This window comes from Stenotrophomonas sp. BR163 (genome assembly GCF_047520985.2).
GTDB classification, from domain to species: domain Bacteria; phylum Pseudomonadota; class Gammaproteobacteria; order Xanthomonadales; family Xanthomonadaceae; genus Stenotrophomonas; species Stenotrophomonas sepilia.
This window is the reverse complement of sequence record NZ_JAXBRE020000006.1, coordinates 145202-165954: the sequence shown is the minus strand read 5'-3', so window position 1 is coordinate 165954 and position 20753 is coordinate 145202. Positions and strand designations below refer to the sequence as shown.

General features: G+C 65.8%; 15 protein-coding genes, 2 tRNA genes and 1 pseudogene. 3 read left to right on the top strand and 15 right to left on the bottom strand.

Annotated features, from left to right (window positions below):
• Positions 1-2 precede the first annotated feature (2 nt).
• Genes ACM0PY_RS07515 through ACM0PY_RS07505 form a run of 3 tightly spaced genes read right to left on the bottom strand, consistent with a single transcriptional unit; the run spans position 3 to position 4478 of the window.
• Positions 3-2402, bottom strand: coding sequence for a DNA internalization-related competence protein ComEC/Rec2 (locus ACM0PY_RS07515; RefSeq protein WP_180886220.1), 2400 nt, complete (start codon positions 2400-2402; stop codon positions 3-5).
• 59 nt (positions 2403-2461) lie between these two features.
• Positions 2462-3805, bottom strand: a complete 1344-nt coding sequence (locus tag ACM0PY_RS07510) for a sensor histidine kinase (RefSeq protein WP_134971327.1) — start codon at positions 3803-3805, stop codon at positions 2462-2464.
• Between the two features lies 1 nt (position 3806).
• A complete protein-coding gene (locus ACM0PY_RS07505; RefSeq protein WP_049415866.1) occupies positions 3807-4478 on the bottom strand; it encodes a response regulator transcription factor in 672 nt (223 codons plus the stop codon).
• Positions 4479-4654: 176 nt separating this feature from the next.
• On the opposite strand from ACM0PY_RS07505, the gene ACM0PY_RS07500 reads away from it, so the two are divergent.
• Positions 4655-4939 carry a hypothetical protein gene (locus ACM0PY_RS07500; protein ID WP_111007592.1) on the top strand — a complete coding sequence of 95 codons (285 nt, stop codon included), beginning with the start codon at positions 4655-4657 and terminating at the stop codon, positions 4937-4939.
• Positions 4940-5035: 96 nt separating this feature from the next.
• Here the strand turns inward: ACM0PY_RS07500 and ACM0PY_RS07495 are convergent, their stop codons facing one another.
• Positions 5036-5176, bottom strand: a complete 141-nt coding sequence (locus ACM0PY_RS07495) for a hypothetical protein (RefSeq protein ID WP_180886216.1) — start codon at positions 5174-5176, stop codon at positions 5036-5038.
• A 182-nt stretch (positions 5177-5358) separates the two neighbouring features.
• Here ACM0PY_RS07495 and ACM0PY_RS07490 point away from each other — a divergent pair, with 182 nt between their 5' ends.
• Positions 5359-5661 (top strand): nuclear transport factor 2 family protein, encoded by a 303-nt coding sequence (locus ACM0PY_RS07490; protein ID WP_134971325.1) that lies wholly within the window; start codon positions 5359-5361, stop codon positions 5659-5661.
• Positions 5662-5787: 126 nt separating this feature from the next.
• On the opposite strand, the gene ACM0PY_RS07485 is transcribed toward ACM0PY_RS07490, so the two are convergent.
• Both ACM0PY_RS07485 and uvrB read right to left on the bottom strand, forming a co-directional pair.
• Positions 5788-5862 (bottom strand) — tRNA-Val (locus tag ACM0PY_RS07485).
• A gap of 106 nt (positions 5863-5968) precedes the next feature.
• Positions 5969-7993, bottom strand: coding sequence for an excinuclease ABC subunit UvrB (gene uvrB / locus ACM0PY_RS07480; RefSeq protein WP_134971322.1), 2025 nt, complete (start codon positions 7991-7993; stop codon positions 5969-5971).
• A 128-nt stretch (positions 7994-8121) separates the two neighbouring features.
• Between uvrB and ACM0PY_RS07475 the strand changes: the two are divergent.
• Positions 8122-8661, top strand: a pseudogene (locus ACM0PY_RS07475) (GspH/FimT family protein); the annotation flags it as partial.
• A 59-nt stretch (positions 8662-8720) separates the two neighbouring features.
• Here the strand turns inward: ACM0PY_RS07475 and ACM0PY_RS07470 are convergent.
• The 9 genes from ACM0PY_RS07470 to ACM0PY_RS07430 all read right to left on the bottom strand — a co-directional run bounded on the left by ACM0PY_RS07470 (position 8721) and on the right by ACM0PY_RS07430 (position 20753).
• Positions 8721-8797: transfer RNA gene (locus ACM0PY_RS07470), tRNA-Asn, on the bottom strand.
• A 47-nt stretch (positions 8798-8844) separates the two neighbouring features.
• Positions 8845-9252, bottom strand: coding sequence for a type IV pilin protein (locus ACM0PY_RS07465; RefSeq protein WP_005415966.1), 408 nt, complete (start codon positions 9250-9252; stop codon positions 8845-8847).
• 23 nt (positions 9253-9275) lie between these two features.
• On the bottom strand, positions 9276-13031 hold the full coding sequence (locus ACM0PY_RS07460; protein WP_180885239.1) for a pilus assembly protein: 3756 nt from the start codon (positions 13029-13031) through the stop codon (positions 9276-9278).
• Between the two features lie 13 nt (positions 13032-13044).
• The gene (locus ACM0PY_RS07455; protein WP_032954069.1) at positions 13045-13566 is read right to left on the bottom strand and encodes a pilus assembly PilX family protein; all 522 of its coding nucleotides are present in this window, start codon (positions 13564-13566) and stop codon (positions 13045-13047) included.
• A gap of 5 nt (positions 13567-13571) precedes the next feature.
• Entirely contained in the window at positions 13572-14729 is a 1158-nt protein-coding gene (locus tag ACM0PY_RS07450) for a PilW family protein (RefSeq protein ID WP_065177472.1), read from the bottom strand.
• Between the two features lie 8 nt (positions 14730-14737).
• The gene (gene pilV, locus ACM0PY_RS07445; protein ID WP_005415962.1) at positions 14738-15235 is read right to left on the bottom strand and encodes a type IV pilus modification protein PilV; all 498 of its coding nucleotides are present in this window, start codon (positions 15233-15235) and stop codon (positions 14738-14740) included.
• Complete coding sequence (locus tag ACM0PY_RS07440; protein ID WP_005415961.1) at positions 15232-15747, bottom strand: pilus assembly FimT family protein; 516 nt, start codon at positions 15745-15747, stop codon at positions 15232-15234. The genes pilV and ACM0PY_RS07440 overlap by 4 nt, the downstream gene beginning before the upstream one ends.
• A 161-nt stretch (positions 15748-15908) precedes the next feature.
• Positions 15909-17297 carry a nucleotide 5'-monophosphate nucleosidase PpnN gene (ppnN, locus tag ACM0PY_RS07435; RefSeq protein ID WP_180885237.1) on the bottom strand — a complete coding sequence of 463 codons (1389 nt, stop codon included), beginning with the start codon at positions 17295-17297 and terminating at the stop codon, positions 15909-15911.
• 252 nt (positions 17298-17549) lie between these two features.
• A complete protein-coding gene (locus ACM0PY_RS07430) occupies positions 17550-20753 on the bottom strand; it encodes a TonB-dependent receptor (protein WP_111202163.1) in 3204 nt (1067 codons plus the stop codon).

Here is a 20753-nt window from a genome sequence, read left to right as displayed (position 1 = left end):
TTTCAACCCTCCGGCCCAACGGCCGCTTGTTTGATCGGCGATAGGATAACAGCCGACCGCGCCCGCCCAGCGGCATCCCACCACCGGGATGCATGGATACGCTGTTCACGCAGCTGCAGCCCTTGTGCGCCAAGCCATACGCGGATCGCCCCGGACTCCGCAGTGGACACCACCTCGGCTCCCTGCGCCTGCCAGCGCCGGACCACGTCCCGGCGCGGGTGGCCGAAGCGGTTCTGGTGCCCGGCCGAAACCAGCGCCAGCCGGGCTGACACCGCCGCCACCCAGGGCGCGCTGGAGCTGCCGCCGCTGCCATGGTGCGGCACCAGCACCACATCCGCCTTCAGCGCCGCCGGAGACGCCCGCAGCAGCGCCTGTTCGGCCGGGCGGCCGATGTCCCCGGGCAACAGGACCCCACCATGCGCGCTGGCCACGCGCAGCACGCAGCTGTCCTCGTTTCCGGCCCGCTGGCTGCCGGCATCCGGGTGCAGCACCTGGAAGTCGACGCCGTCCCAGCGCCAGCGCAGGCCGCGCTGGCAGCGCCCGGCCCCGGCAATCGCGCTGCCCGGCGGCGCCAACAGGGGCAGCTCCGGCAACTGAAGGCGCAGGCTCGGCAGGTTGCCGGCATGATCGAGATCGTCGTGACTGATCAGCACGCGGTCGGGCCGTGCCTGCCCCAGCGCCCGCAATGACGGAACCAGGACCCGCTCACTGCCCTCACCCCCGATCGGCGGTCCCACGTCGTACCAGAGCGCATGCCGCGCGGTACGCAACAACACCGCCGTGCCCTGCCCGACGTCGTGTACCAGCAGCTCCAGCTCCCCCTCGGCCGGCCGCTCGCGAAATGGCCACAGCAGCGGCAGGCACAGCAGGAGGCCAGCCAGCCCGCCCCCGGCACCGCGTGGCAGCAGCCACCAGAACACGCCCAGCAGCGCCGCCGGCACTGCCCAGGCCGGTGCCTCGGCCAACCACCACATCGCCTGTGGATGCGCCGCCAGTGGCTGCAGGGCCTGCCAGCTGATTTCGAACAACCACGCCGCTGCACGCCACGCCCAGCACCCGGCGCCGTCATGCAGCACCTGCAGGGCGGTGCCCAGCAGTGACAAGGGCACCACCAGCAATGTCCACCACGGGATGACCGGCAGGTTCACCAGCGGCCCCAGCCAGGCGGTGCCACCGAACAAGGCGATGCCCAGCGGCAACAGGCCGACGCTGGCCACCCCTTGTGCGGCCAGGAACCCGCGCAGGTTGGCGACCACCCCACGCGGACGTCCCTGCGGCAGGCACCAGACCAGCCACAGGACGCCGCCGAAGCTGAGCCAGAAACCCGCGGACAGCACTGACAGGGGCGCCGGCAGCAGCAGCGCCAGCGCCGCCAGGGCAAGCCCCTGCACGAGACCCAGTGGGCGCCGCCCGCTGCGCGCCAGCGCCACCAGCCCGATCATCAGTGCGGTGCGCACGGTCGGCAATTCACCGCCGGCCAGCACCGCATAGCCCGCTGCGGACAGGGCCGCGGCGCAGGCCGTCGCCTGGGGGCGTGGCCAATGCCGGCCCAGCAGCGGGCACAGCCACCACAGCCCTCGGCACAGCAACGCCCCCAGTCCCGCCACCACCCCGACATGGAACCCGGAAATGGCCACCAGATGGGTCAGGCCCAGCGCCCGCAACTGATCCCAATCGGCGTCGGACAGGCCACGCGTATCGCCCAGGGCAAGCGCCTGCACGAAGCGCGCAGCCGGATGGGCCACCTGCACGGCGATGGCGGCGCTGGTGCGTTCACGCCATGCCGGCAGGCCATGTGCAGCCTGAAGCTCACGCGCACTGGCCGGCGCCCGCACCGTGCCGTTGCCGGCCACGCCGCGCAGCAGCGCATGGCGTTCACCGTCGAAACCACCGGGATTGATCCGCGAACGCGGCGCCCGCACGCGCAGGGCCAGATGCCACTGCGCGCCGGCCAGGACCTGATGGCGCCCACGCCCGGCGTCGGTGCCATCAGCGGCACGCCAGGCATCGTTCCAGGTGACCTGCAGGCGCTTGCCGCGCAGCGATGGCAGTTCGCTGTTCTCGCTGACCTGCAGCAGGAAGCGGGTGTGCGCGGCTCCATGGTCCGGCAGGTCGATGACCCGTCCACTGACCACCACATCCCGTGCTGGCTGGCCTGGCGGCAGCTGTTCCTGCATTGCCCAGTGCCCGTGCATCGCCGTCCATCCGGCGCCCAGCAGCACGACCGCGGGCAGGCGCCCCCGCCAACGCAGGCCCCACCCCGCCATGCCAAGCACGATCATCACCGTGCAGACCCACAGCGGCGGCAGCCGCGGCAGCTGCACGCAGGCCAGCGCCCCCAGTGTCAGCGCCGCAGCGGCGCCACTGCCCAGCAAGGGAGACGGGGAAAGCTGGACGGCCATGGGTCCAGCCTGCCGCTACCGGCGGCAGCTTGCCTATCGGGACTTGCCCCGCAAACGCGTCAGCGCCGGACGCTGCCGCGATGGAAATTGACCCGGAAGCTTGCGCCGCCTCCCGCAGCCTCACCGACACTGACCGAGCCACCGTGGTGCTGCACGATCTCTTTCACCAGGTGCAGGCCCAGGCCACTGCCGCTGCCCGCCGCGCGCAGGCGATGGAACGGCTCGAAGATCGCCTCGCGGTCGCTCACTGGAATGCCCGCGCCCTGATCGCTGACCTCCAGCAAGCCGCGCGCATCCAACCGCACGCAGATGGTGCCACGGCCACCACCGTGCACGATCGCGTTGTGCACCAGGTTGGCAATCACCCGCCCCAGCGCCAGACTGTCGCCGTGGATCCACACCGGCGATTCCGGCGCGTCCACTTCGAATCCATAGCCGGCGCCCACCACCAGCGGCGCCAGGTCTGCGGCGGCCTCACGCACCAGCAGCGCCAGGTCCAGCTGCTGCAATGCGCCGACATTGCGGTCAAGGCGCTGCAGATCGAGCAGGTGCTCGGCAACATTGCCCAGCCGCGCCACGTCGGTCAGCAACTGCGATTTCAGCTCACCCTGTGGCAGCTGCGCCAGGCGCGCCTGCACCACGGCGATCGGCACGCGCAGCTCGTGCGCCGCGTCGGCGAGGAACTTGTCGCGCGCGGCGTAGCCCTGCTGCACCTTGTCGATGGCATCGTTGAACGCTTCCACCAGCGGCGCCACTTCCGTGGAGACCAGCCGCGCATCCAGCCGAGCACCGGGTTGGCCGATGTCGAGTTCCTTGGCCTGCTGCGCAGAACGGCGCACACCGCGCATGGCACGGTGGATCACGGTCGGCATCACCAGCAGGGTGACCACGATCAGTGGCAGGAAGAACCACAGGCCGATCAGGCGCAGCACCATCAGCGCGCCATCCAGCAGCCCGCCCTTGGGCGCGCCACCGACCATCACGGTGATGCGGCGCCCGTCCTCGTTGCGGATCATCACCCGCGCCACGTCCAGGTAAGGGGGCACCAGCGAGCCCAGTTCCGTGGCGCCCACGGTCGGCAGCCGCGCCAGCATCGGCGCGTGGATCGCTGGGATGGTGCCGCGCTCCAGCCACATGCCCTTGTCATCCACCGCGGCGAACCAGAGATTTCCCCCGGCGTTGGCATCGAGCTTGTCCCAGCGCGCCTGGTCCAGCACCAGGCGGCCACCTTCGCTGTGCACCGCCTTGGCCACCGCCTCGGCAACGAACATGTCCATGCCCCAGGAGTCCTTGTCACCCCAGGTCAGGATCAACGCGACCACCGCGAACAGTACGGTGAAGGCCTGTGCCAGGAACAGGCGCCAAGCCAGGCCAAGGGTGATCGAACGGATCGGACGGGCCATCTCAGGCCTCCGCCAGCAGGTAGCCGACGCCCCGGATCACGTGGATCTCCACCCCCGCCCCGGCCTGCTGCAGCGCTTTGCGCAGCTTGGAGATATGCGCATCGAGCGCATTGGACTGGATCTCATCATCGAACCCGTACACTGCAGCCTCCAGGGCACTGCGGGTCACCGTGCGGCCCTGCCGCATCGCCAACGCCTGCAGCACCAGCACCTGCCGACGTGGCAATGCCAGGGGCTGGCCCTCCACCTGTGCCTGCAGCGATTCGAAATCGAACTCGAGCCGCCCCAGCCGCAGGCTCGGCGTCACCATCGCCGAAGGCCTGCGCGATACGGCGCGGATGCGCGCCATCAGTTCCTCGATCGCCACCGGCTTGACCAGATAGTCATCGGCACCGACGTCCAGGCCTTCGACCTTGTCCGACAGCGTGCCCTTGGCGGTCAGCATGATCACCGCCAGGTTCGGCCGCAGCGCACGCGCCGACGCGACGAATCCAGCACCATCGCCATCGGGCAACTGTCGATCGAGCAGCAGCAGCTGGTGCACCGGTTCGCGCAACGCGAGCGCGGCCTCGGCCAGGCTGCCGACCACATCGGCGACCACGCCCTGCCGCTCCAGGCCCGATTGCAGGGCGCGGGACAGATCAGGATCGTCTTCGACCAGGAGTATGCGCATCAGGGACTCGTCAACCGGAAACGCTGCCGATCATAGTGCCTGGGGCCATGGTTTTGCGCCCATGCATGCCAGCGGTTGCAGGCGCAATGTTCTGACAATGTTGCCCCTTCAGCATGCGCAGCCATCACCCGCAACGTGGCCGAACGATGCTGTCGCTGCCCCTGACAAGGACCCCCATGGCCTCCGTCTCCCCCACCGCAGAAGCCCACGCGATCCTGCGTGCACCGGACCTGGACAGCGCAGAACGCGCCTATCTGGGACTGATGCCCGACCTTGAACATGTGAATGCACTGGCCCGCCGTGCAGTGAGCCTGTCACGCGTTGCCGACGCGGCACGCGGCTATGCGTTGTCGATGACTCTGGTCGGACTGCGCCTGCAGGAGCTGGAGATGGGCGAGCCAACGGCCAGGGAACATCGCCAGGCCACCCTGCGCAGCCTGCGCCAGGCCTTCAGCGCCTGACAGCACCCGCACAGGCACTGCCGCCGCACCGGCGGCAGCGGGAGTGATCGGGTCAGCAGGACCCGCCACCCGGCAGGCCTGGCGCGGCGGCGTCATTCAGCGCAGCGTGGTCCACGCCAGCAGCGCGCACAGGATTGCGACCCAGATCACGGCCTTGAACGTGCCTTCCAGCATGTTGCCGCCGAACAGGCGTTCCAGGAGCGGATTGGGCCTCGACACCGGGACGTGATCACTCATGCGGCAGCTCCTTGCAGTAATGGCGCGTTTGCGCAGCAGCGCCGAGTCTACGCCTGCGCGGCCCGGATTCATCGCCATCTGCCTGCCTTTGGCGGCCCAATTCCCGCCTTCGTCGCAGGCCGGCTGCGATGCCCGGCCGACCCTGCCAGCCTGCACGCACTTTCCCGCTGGAGCACCGTGCCATGCCGATGCTTGCCCTGATCCTGCTGTTCTCCAGCCTGTTCGGCGACGGCTGCGGGCCCACCGAGGATGCCCTGCGCAGCCAGATCCTGCGCACCGAGGATCGGCAGGCCATGCATGAAGCGCAGCCCCTTCAGCTCTATCACCTGCGCCAGGACCGCGTGCTGCGGCTGGGCAGCCAGCAATCGCCAGACGACACTGGCGCCAGCCCTCATCCGGCACCGGCCCCGGTACGTGTGGCGCAGCTGTGGGAACGCGTCGACGGCCAGTGGCGCATCCAGCGTTCGATCAGCATTACCCACTGATTTCATGCCAATGAACCGGCACGGATGCAGCTTCGCGGGAACGCCAGGCTCGCCGGAACGAAAAAAGCCGGCCCCGGGGCCGGCTTTCATCGTTTCCACGGCTTCACCGGCAACGCCGGGAGCAGGTGGTGGGCGGTACAGGGTTCGAACCTGTGACCCCTACCATGTCAAGGTAGTGCTCTACCGCTGAGCTAACCGCCCGTTTTGCTTCTGCATTTCCGCGATTGCGTCGGTGCAGGCCGCGTATATTACGGATGCGGGCCGTGAAGCGCAACACTTTTGTGAAGATGATGCTGCACTGCCACGTTCAGCCCAGGCTGGCTTCCTTCAGCTGCCGGATCTGGTCACGCACCCGTGCGGCATCCTCGAATTCCAGGTCCTTGGCGTGCTGGTACATCTGCTGCTCCAGCGCCTTGAGACGGGTCGCCAGCTGCGCCGGAGACAGCGAACGATAGTCGGCCGCTTCTTCGGCCACACCCGCCCGGCCCTTGCCCTTACCCTTCTTGGCTTCCCTCTCGGCGGCATCCGAACGCGCGCCTTCAAGGACATCGACGATCGGGCGCGCCACCGAGCGCGGCACGATGCCATGTTCTTCGTTGTACTCGACCTGCTTGGCACGGCGCCGGTCGGTCTCATCGATCGCCGCCTGCATCGAGCGGGTGATCTTGTCGGCGTACAGGATCGCCTTGCCACGCACGTTGCGTGCGGCGCGGCCGATGGTCTGGATCAGCGAGCCAGTGGAGCGCAGGAAGCCTTCCTTGTCGGCATCGAGGATCGCCACCAGCGATACCTCGGGCATGTCCAGGCCTTCGCGCAGCAGGTTGATGCCGACCAGCACGTCGAACTTGCCCAGGCGCAGGTCGCGGATGATCTCCACGCGCTCGACCGTATCCACGTCCGAGTGCAGGTAGCGCACGCGGATACCGTGTTCGGTGAGGTACTCGGTGAGGTTTTCAGCCATGCGCTTGGTCAGCGTGGTGACCAGCACGCGGTCGCCCGCCTTGATGCGCGCGTTGGCCTCGCTCATCAGGTCGTCGACCTGGGTACCGACCGGCCGGATCTCCACCACTGGGTCGATCAGGCCGGTTGGGCGCACCACCAGTTCGGTGATCTCGTCACCGGCTTCACGCAGTTCATAGGGCCCGGGCGTGGCCGACACGTAGATGCTGCGCGGGCAGCGCTCCTCCCATTCCTCGAAGCGCAGCGGGCGGTTGTCCAGCGCCGACGGCAGGCGGAAACCGAACTCAACCAGGGTTTCCTTGCGCGAGCGGTCACCCTTGAACATGGCGCCGATCTGCGGGATGGTCACATGCGATTCGTCGATCACCAGCAGCGCATCCGGCGGCAGGTAGTCGAACAAGGTCGGTGGCGGCTCGCCGGCATTCTTGCCGGTCAGGTGCCGGGAGTAGTTCTCGATGCCGTTGCAGTAACCGACCTCGGCCATCATTTCCAGGTCGAACTGCGTGCGCTGGGCCAGGCGCTGCGCTTCCACCAGCTTGTTCTGCGCGTAGAGCTGCTCCAGCCGCTCCTTCAGCTCTACCTTGATCGTCTCGATCGCCGCCAGCACGCGCTCGCGCGTGGTCGCATAGTGCGTCTTCGGGTAGACCGTGAAGCGCTGCATGTTGCGCAGCGTCTCGCCGGTCAGCGGGTCGAACAGGGTGATCTTCTCGACCTCGCCATCGAACAGTTCGAGGCGCAGTGCTTCGCTGTCCGACTCGGCCGGGAACACGTCGATCACTTCGCCGCGCACGCGGAAGGTACCGCGCTGCAGCTCGTACTCATTCCGCGTGTACTGCAGCTGGGTCAGGTGGTTGATCAGGTCGCGCTGGTCGATGCGCTCGCCCTTGGACAGGATCAGGCGCAGTGAAAGGTAGTCTTCCGGCGCCCCCAGGCCATAGATCGCGGACACCGTGGCCACCACGATCGCGTCCGGGCGCGACAGCAGGGTCTTGGTCGCGGCCAGCCGCATCTGCTCGATGTGTTCGTTGATCGAACTGTCCTTCTCGATGAAGGTGTCCGACGACGGCACGTAGGCTTCGGGCTGGTAGTAGTCGTAATAGCTGACGAAGTACTCCACCGCGTTGTGCGGGAAGAACGCCTTGAACTCGCCATACAGCTGCGCCGCCAGCGTCTTGTTCGGTGCCATGATCAGCGTCGGCTTCTGAACGTTCTGGATGACGTTGGCGATGGTGTAAGTCTTGCCCGAGCCGGTCACGCCCAGCAGGGTCTGCTTGGCGATGCCGGCCTCGAAGTTGCTGGTCAGCTTCGCGATGGCGTTGGGCTGGTCGCCCGCCGGCGAATACGGCGAGACAAGTTCAAAACTGTCGCTCATGGTGTTGCCAGTTCCCGGGAAGGGTGAGTATACGGGGCGAGGAGTGACGGCCGGCTGAGGGGTTGCCGGGCAGACCCCTACGGGGATTCCCGATGGCGGCCGCACAGCCGGGCGCGGAGGCTGGATGCATGCGCACTGCCCAAGCCCCCTGCCCGCTCGGCCCCCGCTCTGCGCGGGGCGTGCACCTGACCGAACTGCTGGTGGTCGTCACTGTGCTGGCGGTGCTGCTGGCCGCGTCCTGGCCGGCGCTGCAGCCCCTGTTGCTGCGGCAACGCGCCGATGCACTGCAACTGACCCTGCATGCCAGCCTGTCCGGCGCACGCAGCGAGGCAGTGCGCAGACGGGAGCTGATCGGCCTCTGCGCCAGTGTCGACGGCCAGCACTGCAGTGACGACTGGAGCGCCGGCTGGATCATCTACCGCAGCGGCGACCAGCGCGGGGAGCCTGCCTCGCCGGAGGCGATCCTGAGCCACCAAACCGGGCGTTCGGACATATCGATCCTTGCCCAGGCCAGCAGCGGGCGCCCGCAGCTGTTCTTCCAGGCAGATGGACGCAGCCCGGGGGCCAATCTGACCCTGCGCATCTGCGCGGGCAACAAGCTGCATGGCGCATTGATCGTCAACAACGGCGGCCGCGTCCGAAGCGAGCGCGTAGATCGCGGCACCCCCCTGCTGAACGCTTGCGCAGAAAAACAAAAGCCGCGACTTCTCGCGGCTTTTGCAATATCTGGCGCCCGAAGTTGGACTCGAACCAACGACCCCCTGATTAACAGTCAAGTGCTCTAACCGGCTGAGCTATTCGGGCGGGGAGGCGCATTGTACTGATCGATTACAGGAAGATCAACACCTGTTTCACCAGCAGCTGGCAACGCCGCCGTCGGCCGTCTTGCGGTTGGCCTGGTCCACGCTCAACTTGCCACAGCTGTCCTTGGCCTGCGTGCCCTGCGGGGTGGCAGTGATGGTGAAGCTGGTGCCGTCGCCCTTGTAATCCAGGTTGTAGCGCGCAGTCCCTCCATCACGCGGCGACACCTTGGTCGGCAGTGCGTAGCCGGTGTAGGAGTTGTTGCTGGTGTGGTAGCGCTCCGCACGCTGCGCATACTCGGCCAGGTCCGCCTTCACCACGGCGCGATGCGATCGGCGCACGTACTCCTGGTAAGACGGAATGGCGATCGCCGCCAGGATGCCGATGACGATCACCACGATCATCAATTCAATCAGCGTGAAGCCGGCCGCGCGGCGAGGCATGGGAGTGTGCAACATGGGCGTGGATCCTCGCACTTGGGTTACTGGAGCTGGCGCCAGGACTGGCGACCGCACGGGTAAGGCAGATACAGCGACTGGCTGCCCGCAGCACCCACCGCCATCCAGCAGGAGCTGCCACCGGGCGGTGCCTTGTTGTCCGTCGGACGTGGCAACACCGACAGCGAGACGTCACGCACTGGCGCGGTTCCTCCTGTCTTCAATGCAATGGCCGCGGTGCCGGAGGCGGGTCGGCTGCCGGTCGGCGAGCCATAACGGACGTTCTCCAGCATCGGCAGGCCGCTGATCGACGACAACCCGAACAGCCAGTTCGAACCACTGGTCGAACAGCCGACCGTTTCCATGTTGGGTACATAGGTCGGCATGAAGACAATGCCACTGACCAGGATCGGGTTACCTACTGCGCGTTCACCGTTGCCGGCAGGCAGCTGGATCATCCAGCCGCGGGCGTTGGCCGGCGCCGCACCCGCGGTGATCTTGCGCTCATCAACGCCTGCAGCGGCGGCCGCGGCCGTGTACGGAACCAGGTTGGCAGCGGTCACCGTCGAGGTCACCGTCTTGCCCGACAGATCGTTCACGGCGTACAGCGCCTGCTGCGACTTGTCATCCTTGTCGCTGGTGAAGGAGAAGCTGCCGGTGCCGAAGTAAAGCATCACGCCGCCCGAAGGACCGGTCGCGGCGGTCATGCCACCGGTGATCGGCTGACGGTAGGTCCTGTTGGAGGAGTCCTGGGCAACCTGGCTGGTGAACATCGGCACGGTCAACGTGGTATTCGCACTGCTGGTCAGGTCGAACTTCCACACGGCGCCACGCTGATCGGCAGCATAGACGGTGTCGGCCAGGCCATCACGACCGCGCGCATCCTGGTTGGTACCGGTCCAACGATCGACAACGACCACATTGCCCAATCCGTTGTCACCGGAGATGCCAGCGCCCGAGGTACCCTCGACGGCTTCGATCATCCGGATGTCGCCACTGGCCATATCGACCACGAACAACACCGCCTTGCCGTTGGCGCTGCCGTAGCCATTACCAAAGATCGCCTTCCAGGCCACGCCGGTGCCACTCTTCACCGGCACGATCACCGGCTTGCCCAGCACGAAACCGATGTTGTTGCGCACCTCATCCCGCAGCGACGAATTGATGTCACTGATTTCCCACAGCACGTTGCCGGTGCCGAAGCTGCCCGGCGTGGTGACGTCCAGTGCGAACACCGAACGGCCACCCGCACCCGTGGTGCCTACCAGGCTGGTCTGCCAGGCGGTGCCGTTGAACGTATCGGACACCGTCACCGGACCATCGACGTAGTAACGATGACGGAAGGTCTGGTCGGCCGTGTCGGACTTGTAGGGGAACAGCAGGTTGGCCATGTGGCCCAGCGCCGTGGCCGGGATGTAGGCAAAGCTCTCCGTGCCACCGGTGCCGTCCTGCTTGGCGTCGGCCTTCATGCCGCCGTCGAAGGCGTGCAGCATGCCGTCATTGGCGCCGACATAGACCATGTACCGCTGCGACTTGGCCTTGGTGGCCAGGTAGTCCGTATAGCTCTTTGCGTAGGTGCCCCCGAGCTGGCGGTAACCGTAGTCGTCCAGCGGCGAGCTCACCACCGGCGCCGAATTGACGATGTCACCCAGCGGCGTGGTGCGGTCGCGATACTTGCCGCCGTTGCGGACTTCGGTCGAGCTGTCGGCACTGAGATAGTTGATGGCACTGGCCAGATCAGCCTTTATCGCCGTCAGCTTGTCGGTGGAGCACACCAGCATCGTCGCGTACTTGCCGTCAGGCTTGCTGCACAGGTCCTGCAGGCTGATGCGGGCGCTGTTGAAATCCACGGGCGAACCCAGCTTGTTGGCGACGATCCGGCGGCCGGACGATGTCAGGCGGCTGGAGGCTTCCCACACCTCGGTGAGCTCGGCCACCTGGTCGGCGTTGACCTTGACGCTGGACGCGGTCAGCTTGCTCGACCAATCAGTGCCGCTGTTGGTGATGTCATAACGCGGGGTGACCGCCAACGAGCCGGTACCGATGCGTGCACCACTGATACCGATCGTGCCTGAAGGCGACGCACCACCGGTGATCGAGGACAGTACCCGGCGCATGGCCTCGGTGACGTCGGCCGGCGTCTGCGCATTGATGAACTCACCACGGCTGTTGACGGCCGCGTGCCACAGTTCATCGATGACCGTACCGTCGTCGACATTCAGCGGGTTGCCGTTGCCAGCCCAGTTCGGCGGGTTCTTGTAGGGATCGTCGGTCGCTGCCTGGTTGACGCCATATATCTTGCCCTGCGCGCCCAGGGTCACGCCGTAGAAGTTCATGTGCAGGTCGGTCTGGCAGTCCAGGCGCTTCCAGTCCGGGCTGCTCTTGTCCAGCGAACTGCACTTGTCACTGACCGGCACCTGGCCGGCCGGGAAGCTGGTGCCGGTGCGCAGGGGTGTGCGGGCGCCGGCATAGGCCGCCGCCGCGATGTCGGCGATGGTATTGCTGTAGCCATCGGCGAACGGAATGGACGGCAGGTGCGTGGAATTCACCGAGTCCGCATCACCGAACGATCCGTTGGGTGCATTGCCGGAGTTGGTGTAGCCGTCGGTGAACAGCATGCCGCCATTGCGCTGGCAGGCCAGCTGCACGGGGGCGTCGGCATCGGTACGACGGAACTGGTCGACCAGATATTCAACCGCGCGGCGGTTGGGCGTGCCGCCATTGCCGGTGAGCGTGTAGATCTGCTTGTAGAGATCGGCACGATTGGTGACCATGTCATACATGGTCGCGTTGCTGAGCTTGTTGATGGTGAAGTAGCCCACGCGCATCGTATCGACGCTCACCAGCGCCGCAGTCGACGAACCGACGATCGCCAGCACGCGGTTGCGGTGGTACTGGAACCAGTTGGCAAAATTCTGGATCGCGGCGTTGTAGGCGGCCGGGCTCGAGTAGTTGCCCGGCTTGATCTGGTAGCGGCGCATGTCGCAGCTGGGACCACAGGCGCCTGCGATCAGCGGCCGGCTGGTATTGTCCGTCTTGTAGCCCGCCGGAGCCGGTGCCGCCGCAGGCAGGTAGAACGTGGCCGGGAAATAGGTCACCGCATAGGTGGTGCTGCTGGTGATGCTGGTCGCCGCAGTGCTCCAGCCACGACCGGTGTAGTAGGAGTTGCCGGTGCCGGACAGGTCGGGAATCCGCATACCGCTGACAAACTGGAACTGTTCCGCCGTCGTGGAACGGTCGGTCGTCATGTTGTAGACAGCATTGTAACCGCGCTGGGCCGAACGCGGATCGGCGCGGGTCTGGGTGATCGAGGCATTCGGCCACAGCGTGCCGTCGGCATTGGTCCACGGCCGGTAGGTCACTGCCGGATTGAAGTAACTGGCGTTGTAGACATGCGAACGCGCGAAACCGTAGATGTCCAACGGCGGAATGGCCCGGCCAGGTGAATATTCCTTGTTGAATTCCGCGTGCGGGTAAAGGTAGAGGTAACAGTCCACCGAGTTGTTGGCACACGCCGAGCCCACGCTGAAGAAGCTTCCGTCGTTGTTGAAGAAGCTGTTGGTGTTGCTGTTCCAGCGCATGCGGCCGTCACCACCGGGGAACATGCGCTCGAAGTTCATCGAACCCGAATCGTCCACCGCCATGATGAACGCCGGTGTCGCGCGGGTCTGCACGTTCATCGGCTCCTGTGCCAGCACGCCCTGCGCCTGTGCGGCAAACAAGGTATGCGCCAGATAGCCGCCAGCGGCCAACACGGCAAGGCCAACGCCTGCCAGGATCCTGCGGTTGCGAGTGTTCATGGGCTCCCCACCCTCACAGCTTGAATACGGTATCGATCGCCGCACGCGACGTCGCATCACTGGTGGTGTCACCGGCATAGGTCGTGATCTGGTAGACCGGTGTTGGCTTCTCCACCGACTTGCCCATGTCCAGCGCACCCTCCCCCTGGATGCAACCCTGGATCTCACGGACATAGATGGCCGGCTTGCTGCCTAGCTTGGTTTTCGCGACCCAGGCCGACGGATCGAAGCCGTCATCGCACTGCTGGCTGATGTCGGCGGACGCTACGGCCGGATTGGCACCGGCATCCTTGCGATTGGCGATGTTCTCCACCGCGTTCTCGGCGCTGCGTGCCGCGCCTTCGGCGTTCTGGAACGCCATGTTGGTCGCCCGGTAGCCGGCCGCCATGCGCTCCTGCATGCCGGCCACCTGCATGCCGATGACGCCCAGCAGGGCCAGCAGCACCAGCATGATCAGCGCGACGTAGAGAACGGCACCCTGCTGTCGTGCCTGGGCAACGAAGGGACGGCGTCGGGAGGAAGGATGAGTGCGCATGGTCGTCAGTTCCCGAACAAGCGGTTGCGCAGCGCAACGGACGCTTCATAGGCGCCCCGATGGCGCTGGTCGTAAGGATCGGCCGGGGCAAAGCCCACCCCGAGGATGGCCGGATAGGTGGCCGCGCTGCCCGGCGCCTCGGCCGACGCACGCTGCGGGCTGCGCGCCAGCAGGCCGACCTGCACCATGCCGACGCGGCGCCACTGCCCTGCGGCGGTGGCATCGGTACCGGTGCTGACCGCACTGGCCACGCGCTGGTCGACGATGCGACCGGTCGGCGGCGTGGGCAGGGCGATATCCGGGGTGGCATCCAGTCCGTACAGGAACTGCATGTTCTCGATGCCTTCCACCAGCTCCTCGCCATCGGCGTAGCCGCCGGCGCCATTCGCGCGTGCCCGGTAAAGCGCCGGCTCGCCATTGGGATTGGTCGCGATGTAGTACGCCATGCCATCGGCGCGATACAGCATGGTCATCGCGTTGTTGATCGAATAGTTGCTCAGGTCGACCTTGTCCACCTTCACCGTCGAACCGCTGATGGTGGCCGGGAACACGTCGGCACGGGTGCAGTCGGCTATGCCGAAGACCGTCGGCGCACCTGCGGCGTTGGCCTTCAGCCGGGCCATGCCATCACTGGAGACGGTCAGCGTGGTCGCGCCCGCGGCCACGGAGATGCCGGTCACCACGGCCCCTTCCGGACTCATCAGGCGCAGCACCAGGATGTCGCTGCCCGGCAGTGGCGCCGGCTTGAGGTTGGCGATGCTCTTCGGCACCGACTGCGCCGCGCTCCACGCGCGGCCCAGGGTCAGGGTGGCGCCCGGCGCCGTACCTGCTGCCTCATACCCCTGCACCGGAACCGAGAAATCCTGCGGGTCGCCACTGCCCGAGCTGATGCCCAGGTGATAACCGACATCGCCGGTGTTCTTGACGACATGGGCCTGGTCGTTGACGCAGCCGAAGTGGCCGGCCATGCGCAGGTCACGCTGCAGGAAATCCAGCGCGAAGCGCGCGTTCTCCTGAGTACGGGCCGCACCTTCGGACAGGCGCGATGCCGCACGCGAGGCGATGAAGATCTGGGTGACGCCCAGCATCAGGACCAGGCCGATGACCATGGCAATCATCAGTTCGATCAGCGACAGGCCTCGGACGCGCGAAATTGGACTCATGGGCATGTTCACAGGAAGGTCGTCAGGCCGAAGGTGGTAAGGCTGTCGGGGTCCTTCGGATCCCAGCGCTGGTCACCCCAGCTGATGGCCACGGTGACCTCGCCGGTGCTCTGCACGAAGGTCACCTGCGCGCTGGCCTTCTCGCCCAGCGTACGCGCGACCTCGCACTGCCAGCGTGCCACGTTCGCCTGCGGCGTCACGGCAGCGCCAGTGGGCCAGGCACAGGCCCCGCTGGGCTTCACCGAGCCGGCCGAGAACGAGGCCGAGGAATAGGCGCCACCGGCCAGGGTGTCGGTGCGCTGCGCGCGCATCAGTTCGATCAGGTCGTTGGCCAGGTTGGTCGCCTGGGTACGGTAGTTCGCGCTCTGCACGAAGCGGACGTTGGTGGTCTGCAGCAGGGCGAAGCCCAGCAGCCCGAATGCCAGGATCAGCACCGCCACCATCACTTCGATCAGGCTGAAGCCCCCCTGCGACGAACGCGGGCGGGCCAGGTTGCGGCGGCTCATGAGCAGGTTCCCTTGGTCACCCGGACCTGGCCGGATTGGTTGATCGTCAACGTGCTTTTCGATTCGCCGGCCTTGCACGCATCCGGCGACAGCACCAGCGTCTGATCGGCGACCGCCCTGCGCCGGCCGCGCCCGTCGAAGGCGATGACCGCGCCCGGCGGGCCAACTACGCTCAGCTGCGGATTGCCCTGTGAAAAGCGCAGCGCGACGTCATTGCTGCCCATCTGGCCGTCGCCATCCAGGTCCGACCAGGCCAGTACCCCTTTGGACCAGTCGCCGTCACAGGCTTTGCCATCGGCGCTGCCACAGACGCCGCCACCGTTGCTGTTGCGGATGCCTTCGCTGCGGGCCAGGTTGGCCAGCGCGATCAGCTCGTTGTTGGCGGTCGCCAGCCGGTTCGAGCGGATCATGCCGCGGAAGCTCGGGTAGGCGATCGACGCCAGGACCACGAAGACGGCCAGCGTGACCATCAGTTCAACCAGCGTGAAGCCGTTTTGCCGGCGCAAAGACATTGGACGCTCCCCAGCGTGTTGGTGGCCACGATGGGCCATCGCCCCGCCACCGGCAAGCGGCGGCAGGATGAACGGTCAATCCGGGGCGACGGGCGTCAAAGGCTTGACGACCCGTCCTCCCCTGCCAGTGCCGGCGCGATCCCCATCACGCCGGCCCGGGTTCAGGCCAGCACCTGGTAGCAGGGCTGGTACTCGCCGGAGATCTTCATCCGGCGCTGCTCGACGAAGGCGCGCAGCAGCGCATCCAGCGCCTGCATCATGTCCGGGTCACCGTGGATCTGGAACGGCCCGAACTGCTCGATGCGGCGCATGCCGTCTTCCTTCACGTTGCCGGCGACGATGCCCGAGAACGCGCGGCGCAGGTCGGCCGCCAGCGCGTGCGGGGCACGCCCGTGGTGCAGGTCCAGCGCCGCCATCGCTTCGTGGGTGGGTACGAACGGCTGCTGGTACTCCCACGGAATCTCGATCGACCAGTTGAAGAAGAACGAGTCCTTCTGCGCCAGGCGGTGCTCGCGCACGCGCTTGATGCCGGTGGCCATCTTCTTCGCAACCGCCACCGGGTCGCCGATGATGATCTCGTAGCGCTCGGCAGCCGCATCGCCCAGGGTCAGGCGAATGAAGCGATCAATCTGCTCGAAGTACGGTGCCGCTACCGTCGGGCCGGTCAGGATCAGCGGGAACGGCAGGTCCCTGTTCTCCTCGCGCAGCAGGATGCCGAGCAGGTACAGGATCTCTTCGGCGGTACCGACGCCACCGGCGAACACGATGATGCCGTGCCCGATGCGGACGAAGGCCTCAAGGCGCTTCTCGATGTCCGGCATGATCACCAGGTGGTTGACGATCGGGTTCGGCGACTCGGCGGCGATGATGCCCGGCTCGGTCAGGCCGATGTAACGCGTCACGGTACGGCGCTGCTTGGCGTGGGCGATGGTGGCACCCTTCATCGGGCCCTTCATCGCACCCGGGCCACAGCCGGTGCAGATGTCCAGGCCGCGCAGGCCCAGTTCATAGCCCACCTGCTTGGTGTACAGGTATTCGTCGCGCGAGATCGAGTGTCCGCCCCAGCACACCACCAGGTTCGGATCACCCGGATTGAGGATGCGCGCGTTGCGCAGCAGGCCGAACACCGCGTTGGTGATGCCCTCGGATGACTCCAGCTCGGCCGCGTAGGCCGGGCCCATTTCGATGGCCATGTAGGCCAGGTCGCGCACGACGGCGAACAGCAGTTCGGCGACACCGCGGATGATCTCGCCGTCGACGAAGGCCATCGCCGGTGCGTTGACCAGATCGATGCGCACGCCGCGATCCTGCTGCGCTACCTGGATGTCGAAATCAGGGTAGAGATCGCGCGCGGCGCGCGGATCGTCCGAGGCGCTGCCGCTGGTCAGCACGGCCAGCGCGCAGCGGCGCAGCAGCTCATGCATGCCGCCGGCGGAGGCATCGCGCAGGCGTGCCACCTCGGCCCGCGACAACACATCCAGCCCACCGCGCGGGTAGATCCGGGCATCCTGCACCGGCAGTGCACGGGCCGATTTTTCGTTCGTGGTCATATCCAATTTTTCGCTTCCTTCAAGGTTTCCGACTGTACTGCCGCCCCCTTAAAAAGCAAAACGGCCGGGAAGCCCGACCGTTGGATGTGTACCGCCCGCGTCCGCCATTTCGGGACCGCATCGGCGGCGTTGGCACCGCGCATATTTCTGGATGCTACGCCGTTGCCCCACGCCCTGCAAGAACTTTCGCCTGAACGGAAAACGGCCGGGTTTCCCCGGCCGTTTCCACTTACCACTTCAAGCGCTGATGGATCAGAACTTGTACTTCAGGGTCAGCTGCATCGACCAACGCGACACGGCGGTGTTGCCCTTGTCGTTGTTGTTTTCCTGGATCGCAGAGCTGTCGGCACCGGTGAACGAGTACACGTACTTGCCGGTGGCCGGATCGATACCCGCGTAGTTGGCAACGCGGCGGGTCGAGTAGAAGCCGTAATCGTCGATCAGGCCCCACTTCTTGTTCAGCAGGTTGCCGACATTCATGATGTCCAGCGCGATCTCGCCCTTGTGGCTCTTCACGAAGCCCGGGAACTCCTGGCTGATGCGGACATCGAAGGAGTTGATCCACTTGGCGCGATGCCGGTTGGCCGGAACCACGCTGCCGCGGTAGGCATCCAGCTCCGGGTTCTGCGCCAGCCAGTCGAAGAACGCCTTTTCCATGGTCGCGCCGCCAGTGAACAGCACGTCGCCCGGGCCCTTCGGCACGTAGAACAGATCATTGGTGGTAGCACCGTCGCCGTTGGCATCGTTGTAGAAGATGTAGCTGTACGGACGGCCCGAGCGACCTTCGTAGAACAGGCCGACGCGGGTGGCGTTGTCACCGAAGAAGTTGTGCTTCCACTCCAGGGTGCCGGTGATGCGGTCCTTGAGCGCGTAGCGCGAGTTGTAGGCCACGTCTTCGTTGGAGTTGAAGATCAGCGTGTTGTTCCAGTTCGAGGTGTTCTGCGAGCTGGACAGCGGGCTGACTTCCTTCGACTGGGTATAGGTGTAACCCAGCGACCAGCCCCAGTTCTCGGTCAGCGGCTTGGCCAGCGAGAAGGTGGCCTGGGCGCCACGGCCCTTGTCGGTGTTGCGCATGACCAGCACGTCACCCATGTCACTCGGGCGATTGGCACGGTCGACCGCACCGTTGGTGCCAGTGGTCATGCCCAGGTCCCCGCGGGTGTTGGCCGGGTTACGGCCCTGCGGGTTCCAATAGATCGCGCGGCCATCCGGACCGGTAACGGTCGGCGCGCCAATGTCCAGGCGGTCGAAGTAGATGCCGTCCTTGACCTTGGTCACCAGCAGTTCGGCCGACGCCACGATGCCGTACCACGGCAGTTCATGGTCGAACGCCAGGTTGGCCTTCCACACCGACGGCAGGCGGGTGCCCGGCGCGATGATGTCCACGTTCTGGCGCGCAGTCGCCGGGCCACCTGCCGGGATATACGGATTGTTGCCGTCCGGAGTGAAGGAGCCGACCGGCGGATTGCGCTGGTCATACTCGATGTAGTTCAGGCCGGTGTTCTGGTAGGCACCCGCAAGCCACACATTCGGGGCGGCGCCACCGAACAGGCCCACGCCACCGCGCAGCTGGGTCGGACGCTCGCTGTCGAAGGTGTAGTTGAAGCCAACACGCGGCTGCACCAGGTTCTTGTCGACCAGCTTGGTGTTGTTGAAGCCGTACAGCTGCTCGATGCGCGGGTTGTACAGGCGCTGGCTGCTGAAGTCAGGCATGTCCACGCGGACGCCGAACATCAGGCTCAGGTTGTAGTTGATCGCCCAGGTGTCCTGCACGAACACGCCGGTGTTCTTCAGGGTGAAGTCGGCCGGGATGTCGCTGCGGCTGCCATCGGCACGCGGCGCACGCAGCTGGTAGCGCGCAGCCCTGCCTGCCAGGAAGTCGTTGACGCTGTTGAATTCGTAGACGCCGTTGAGGTTGCGGCCATAGAAGTTCATCAGCTCGTTCTTCGAGTAATCGAAGCCGAACTTGACGGTGTGGTCACCGATGTACCAGGTACCGGCACCAAAGGCGCTCAGCTCCTTCGACTCGACGATGTTGACATGGGTGTTCTGCTCGGTACCGACGTACAGCGAATCATTACCCGAACGGATGCGGATCTGCGGCATGTCGACCAGCGGAACGCGGTTGGCCGAGTAATCCTTGTGCGAAACCTTGAATTCGGTCGAGAAGTTCTCGGACCAGTCGCTGAACAGTTCACCCATCCAGGTTTCGTATTCGGTCGGCTGCTGGTACCAGAAGTTGCTCAGCGAGATGGCGCTGCTGCTGACCTGCGGGAAGCGAACGACGTTCTGCTCCATCTTGTTGTAGCGCAGGGCCGCACGGTGGTTCTCGTTGATGTTCCAGTCCAGCTTGACTGCGTACTCTTCGATCTCGGTCTTGCTGTTCGGCGCCGACAGGCTGCCCGGGTCATAGCCCAGATTACCCAGGTAGTTCTGGACATCAGTGATGTCCTTCTGGGTGATCGTGCCCTTGCCGATCGGCGTATCGCTCAGGCTGATGCCGGCGGCCGAACGCTCGTACTTTTCATAGTTGGTGAAGAAGAACAGCTTGTCCTTGACGATCGGGCCGCCGAAGGTCATGCCATAGGTCTTCTCGTCCTCGAAGCCGTTGAAGTCCTGGCGGTCACCTTCCAGGCGCGAACGGACCATGTCCTTGTCGCGGTAGGAGCCGTACACAGTGCCGTGGAATTCATTGGTACCCGACTTGGTCACGGCATTGATCACCGCACCAGTGCCACCGGCGATGGTGGTGTCGTAGTTGGCCAGGTCGATGTTGATTTCCTGGATGGCATCCATCGACACCGGCTGACGCTCGGTCGGCAGGTTGTTGGAGCCCAGGCCGAACGGATCGGAGGCGCTGATGCCGTCGATGCGGATGGCGTTGTAACGGGTGTTCTGGCCACCCGCCGAGATCGCGCCGTCTGCCTTGCTGACCTGCGAGATGCGCGGGTCGAGACGGACGTAGTCCTGGATGTTGCGGTTGGCCGACGGCAGCGCATCCATCGTTTCGCGGGTGACGTTGGTACCGGTGCCCATCTTGTTGGCGCTGAACAGGTCCAGGCCGCCGGCGGTGGCGACAACGTTCACCGCGTCCAGGTTGGTCGCAGCCAGGTCACCGCCCAGGTTGGCGTTGACGGTGTTGACCTGGTTCAGGTTCAGGTAGACACCTTCTTCGGTCTTGGTGCCTTCACCGGACTTGGTGATGGTGATGGTGTACGGACCACCCACGCGCAGACCGCGCGCGTTGTAGCGGCCCGACGCATCGGTGGTGGCACGCGAAACAGTGCCCGACTCGGTGTGGGTGATGGTGACTTCAGCGCCGGCGACAGGCTGGCCTGCGGCGGACATCACCTGGCCGCCGACACCGGCAGAGGTGCTCTGGGCGAAGGCGGGAGCGGCGGCAAGTGCAGCCACGAGACCAAGGGTAAGCTTGGACATCCGGAGTGGGTGGGTCAT

Bases quoted from the DNA above. Each gene is read 5' to 3' on its own strand.
- ACM0PY_RS07430 (WP_111202163.1), bottom strand. From the start codon at position 20,753: ATGACCCACCCACTCCGGATGTCCAAGCTTACCCTTGGTCTCGTGGCT.
- ACM0PY_RS07500 (WP_111007592.1), top strand. From the start codon at position 4,655: ATGGCCTCCGTCTCCCCCACCGCAGAAGCCCACGCGATCCTGCGTGCA.
- ACM0PY_RS07465 (WP_005415966.1), bottom strand. From the start codon at position 9,252: ATGTTGCACACTCCCATGCCTCGCCGCGCGGCCGGCTTCACGCTGATT.
- ACM0PY_RS07460 (WP_180885239.1), bottom strand. From the start codon at position 13,031: ATGAACACTCGCAACCGCAGGATCCTGGCAGGCGTTGGCCTTGCCGTG.
- uvrB (WP_134971322.1), bottom strand. From the start codon at position 7,993: ATGAGCGACAGTTTTGAACTTGTCTCGCCGTATTCGCCGGCGGGCGAC.
- ACM0PY_RS07505 (WP_049415866.1), bottom strand. From the start codon at position 4,478: ATGCGCATACTCCTGGTCGAAGACGATCCTGATCTGTCCCGCGCCCTG.
- ACM0PY_RS07510 (WP_134971327.1), bottom strand. From the start codon at position 3,805: ATGGCCCGTCCGATCCGTTCGATCACCCTTGGCCTGGCTTGGCGCCTG.
- ACM0PY_RS07490 (WP_134971325.1), top strand. From the start codon at position 5,359: ATGCCGATGCTTGCCCTGATCCTGCTGTTCTCCAGCCTGTTCGGCGAC.
- ACM0PY_RS07515 (WP_180886220.1), bottom strand. From the start codon at position 2,402: ATGGCCGTCCAGCTTTCCCCGTCTCCCTTGCTGGGCAGTGGCGCCGCT.
- ACM0PY_RS07440 (WP_005415961.1), bottom strand. From the start codon at position 15,747: ATGTCTTTGCGCCGGCAAAACGGCTTCACGCTGGTTGAACTGATGGTC.
- ACM0PY_RS07450 (WP_065177472.1), bottom strand. From the start codon at position 14,729: ATGAGTCCAATTTCGCGCGTCCGAGGCCTGTCGCTGATCGAACTGATG.
- ppnN (WP_180885237.1), bottom strand. From the start codon at position 17,297: ATGACCACGAACGAAAAATCGGCCCGTGCACTGCCGGTGCAGGATGCC.
- pilV (WP_005415962.1), bottom strand. From the start codon at position 15,235: ATGAGCCGCCGCAACCTGGCCCGCCCGCGTTCGTCGCAGGGGGGCTTC.
- ACM0PY_RS07495 (WP_180886216.1), bottom strand. From the start codon at position 5,176: ATGAGTGATCACGTCCCGGTGTCGAGGCCCAATCCGCTCCTGGAACGC.
- ACM0PY_RS07455 (WP_032954069.1), bottom strand. From the start codon at position 13,566: ATGCGCACTCATCCTTCCTCCCGACGCCGTCCCTTCGTTGCCCAGGCA.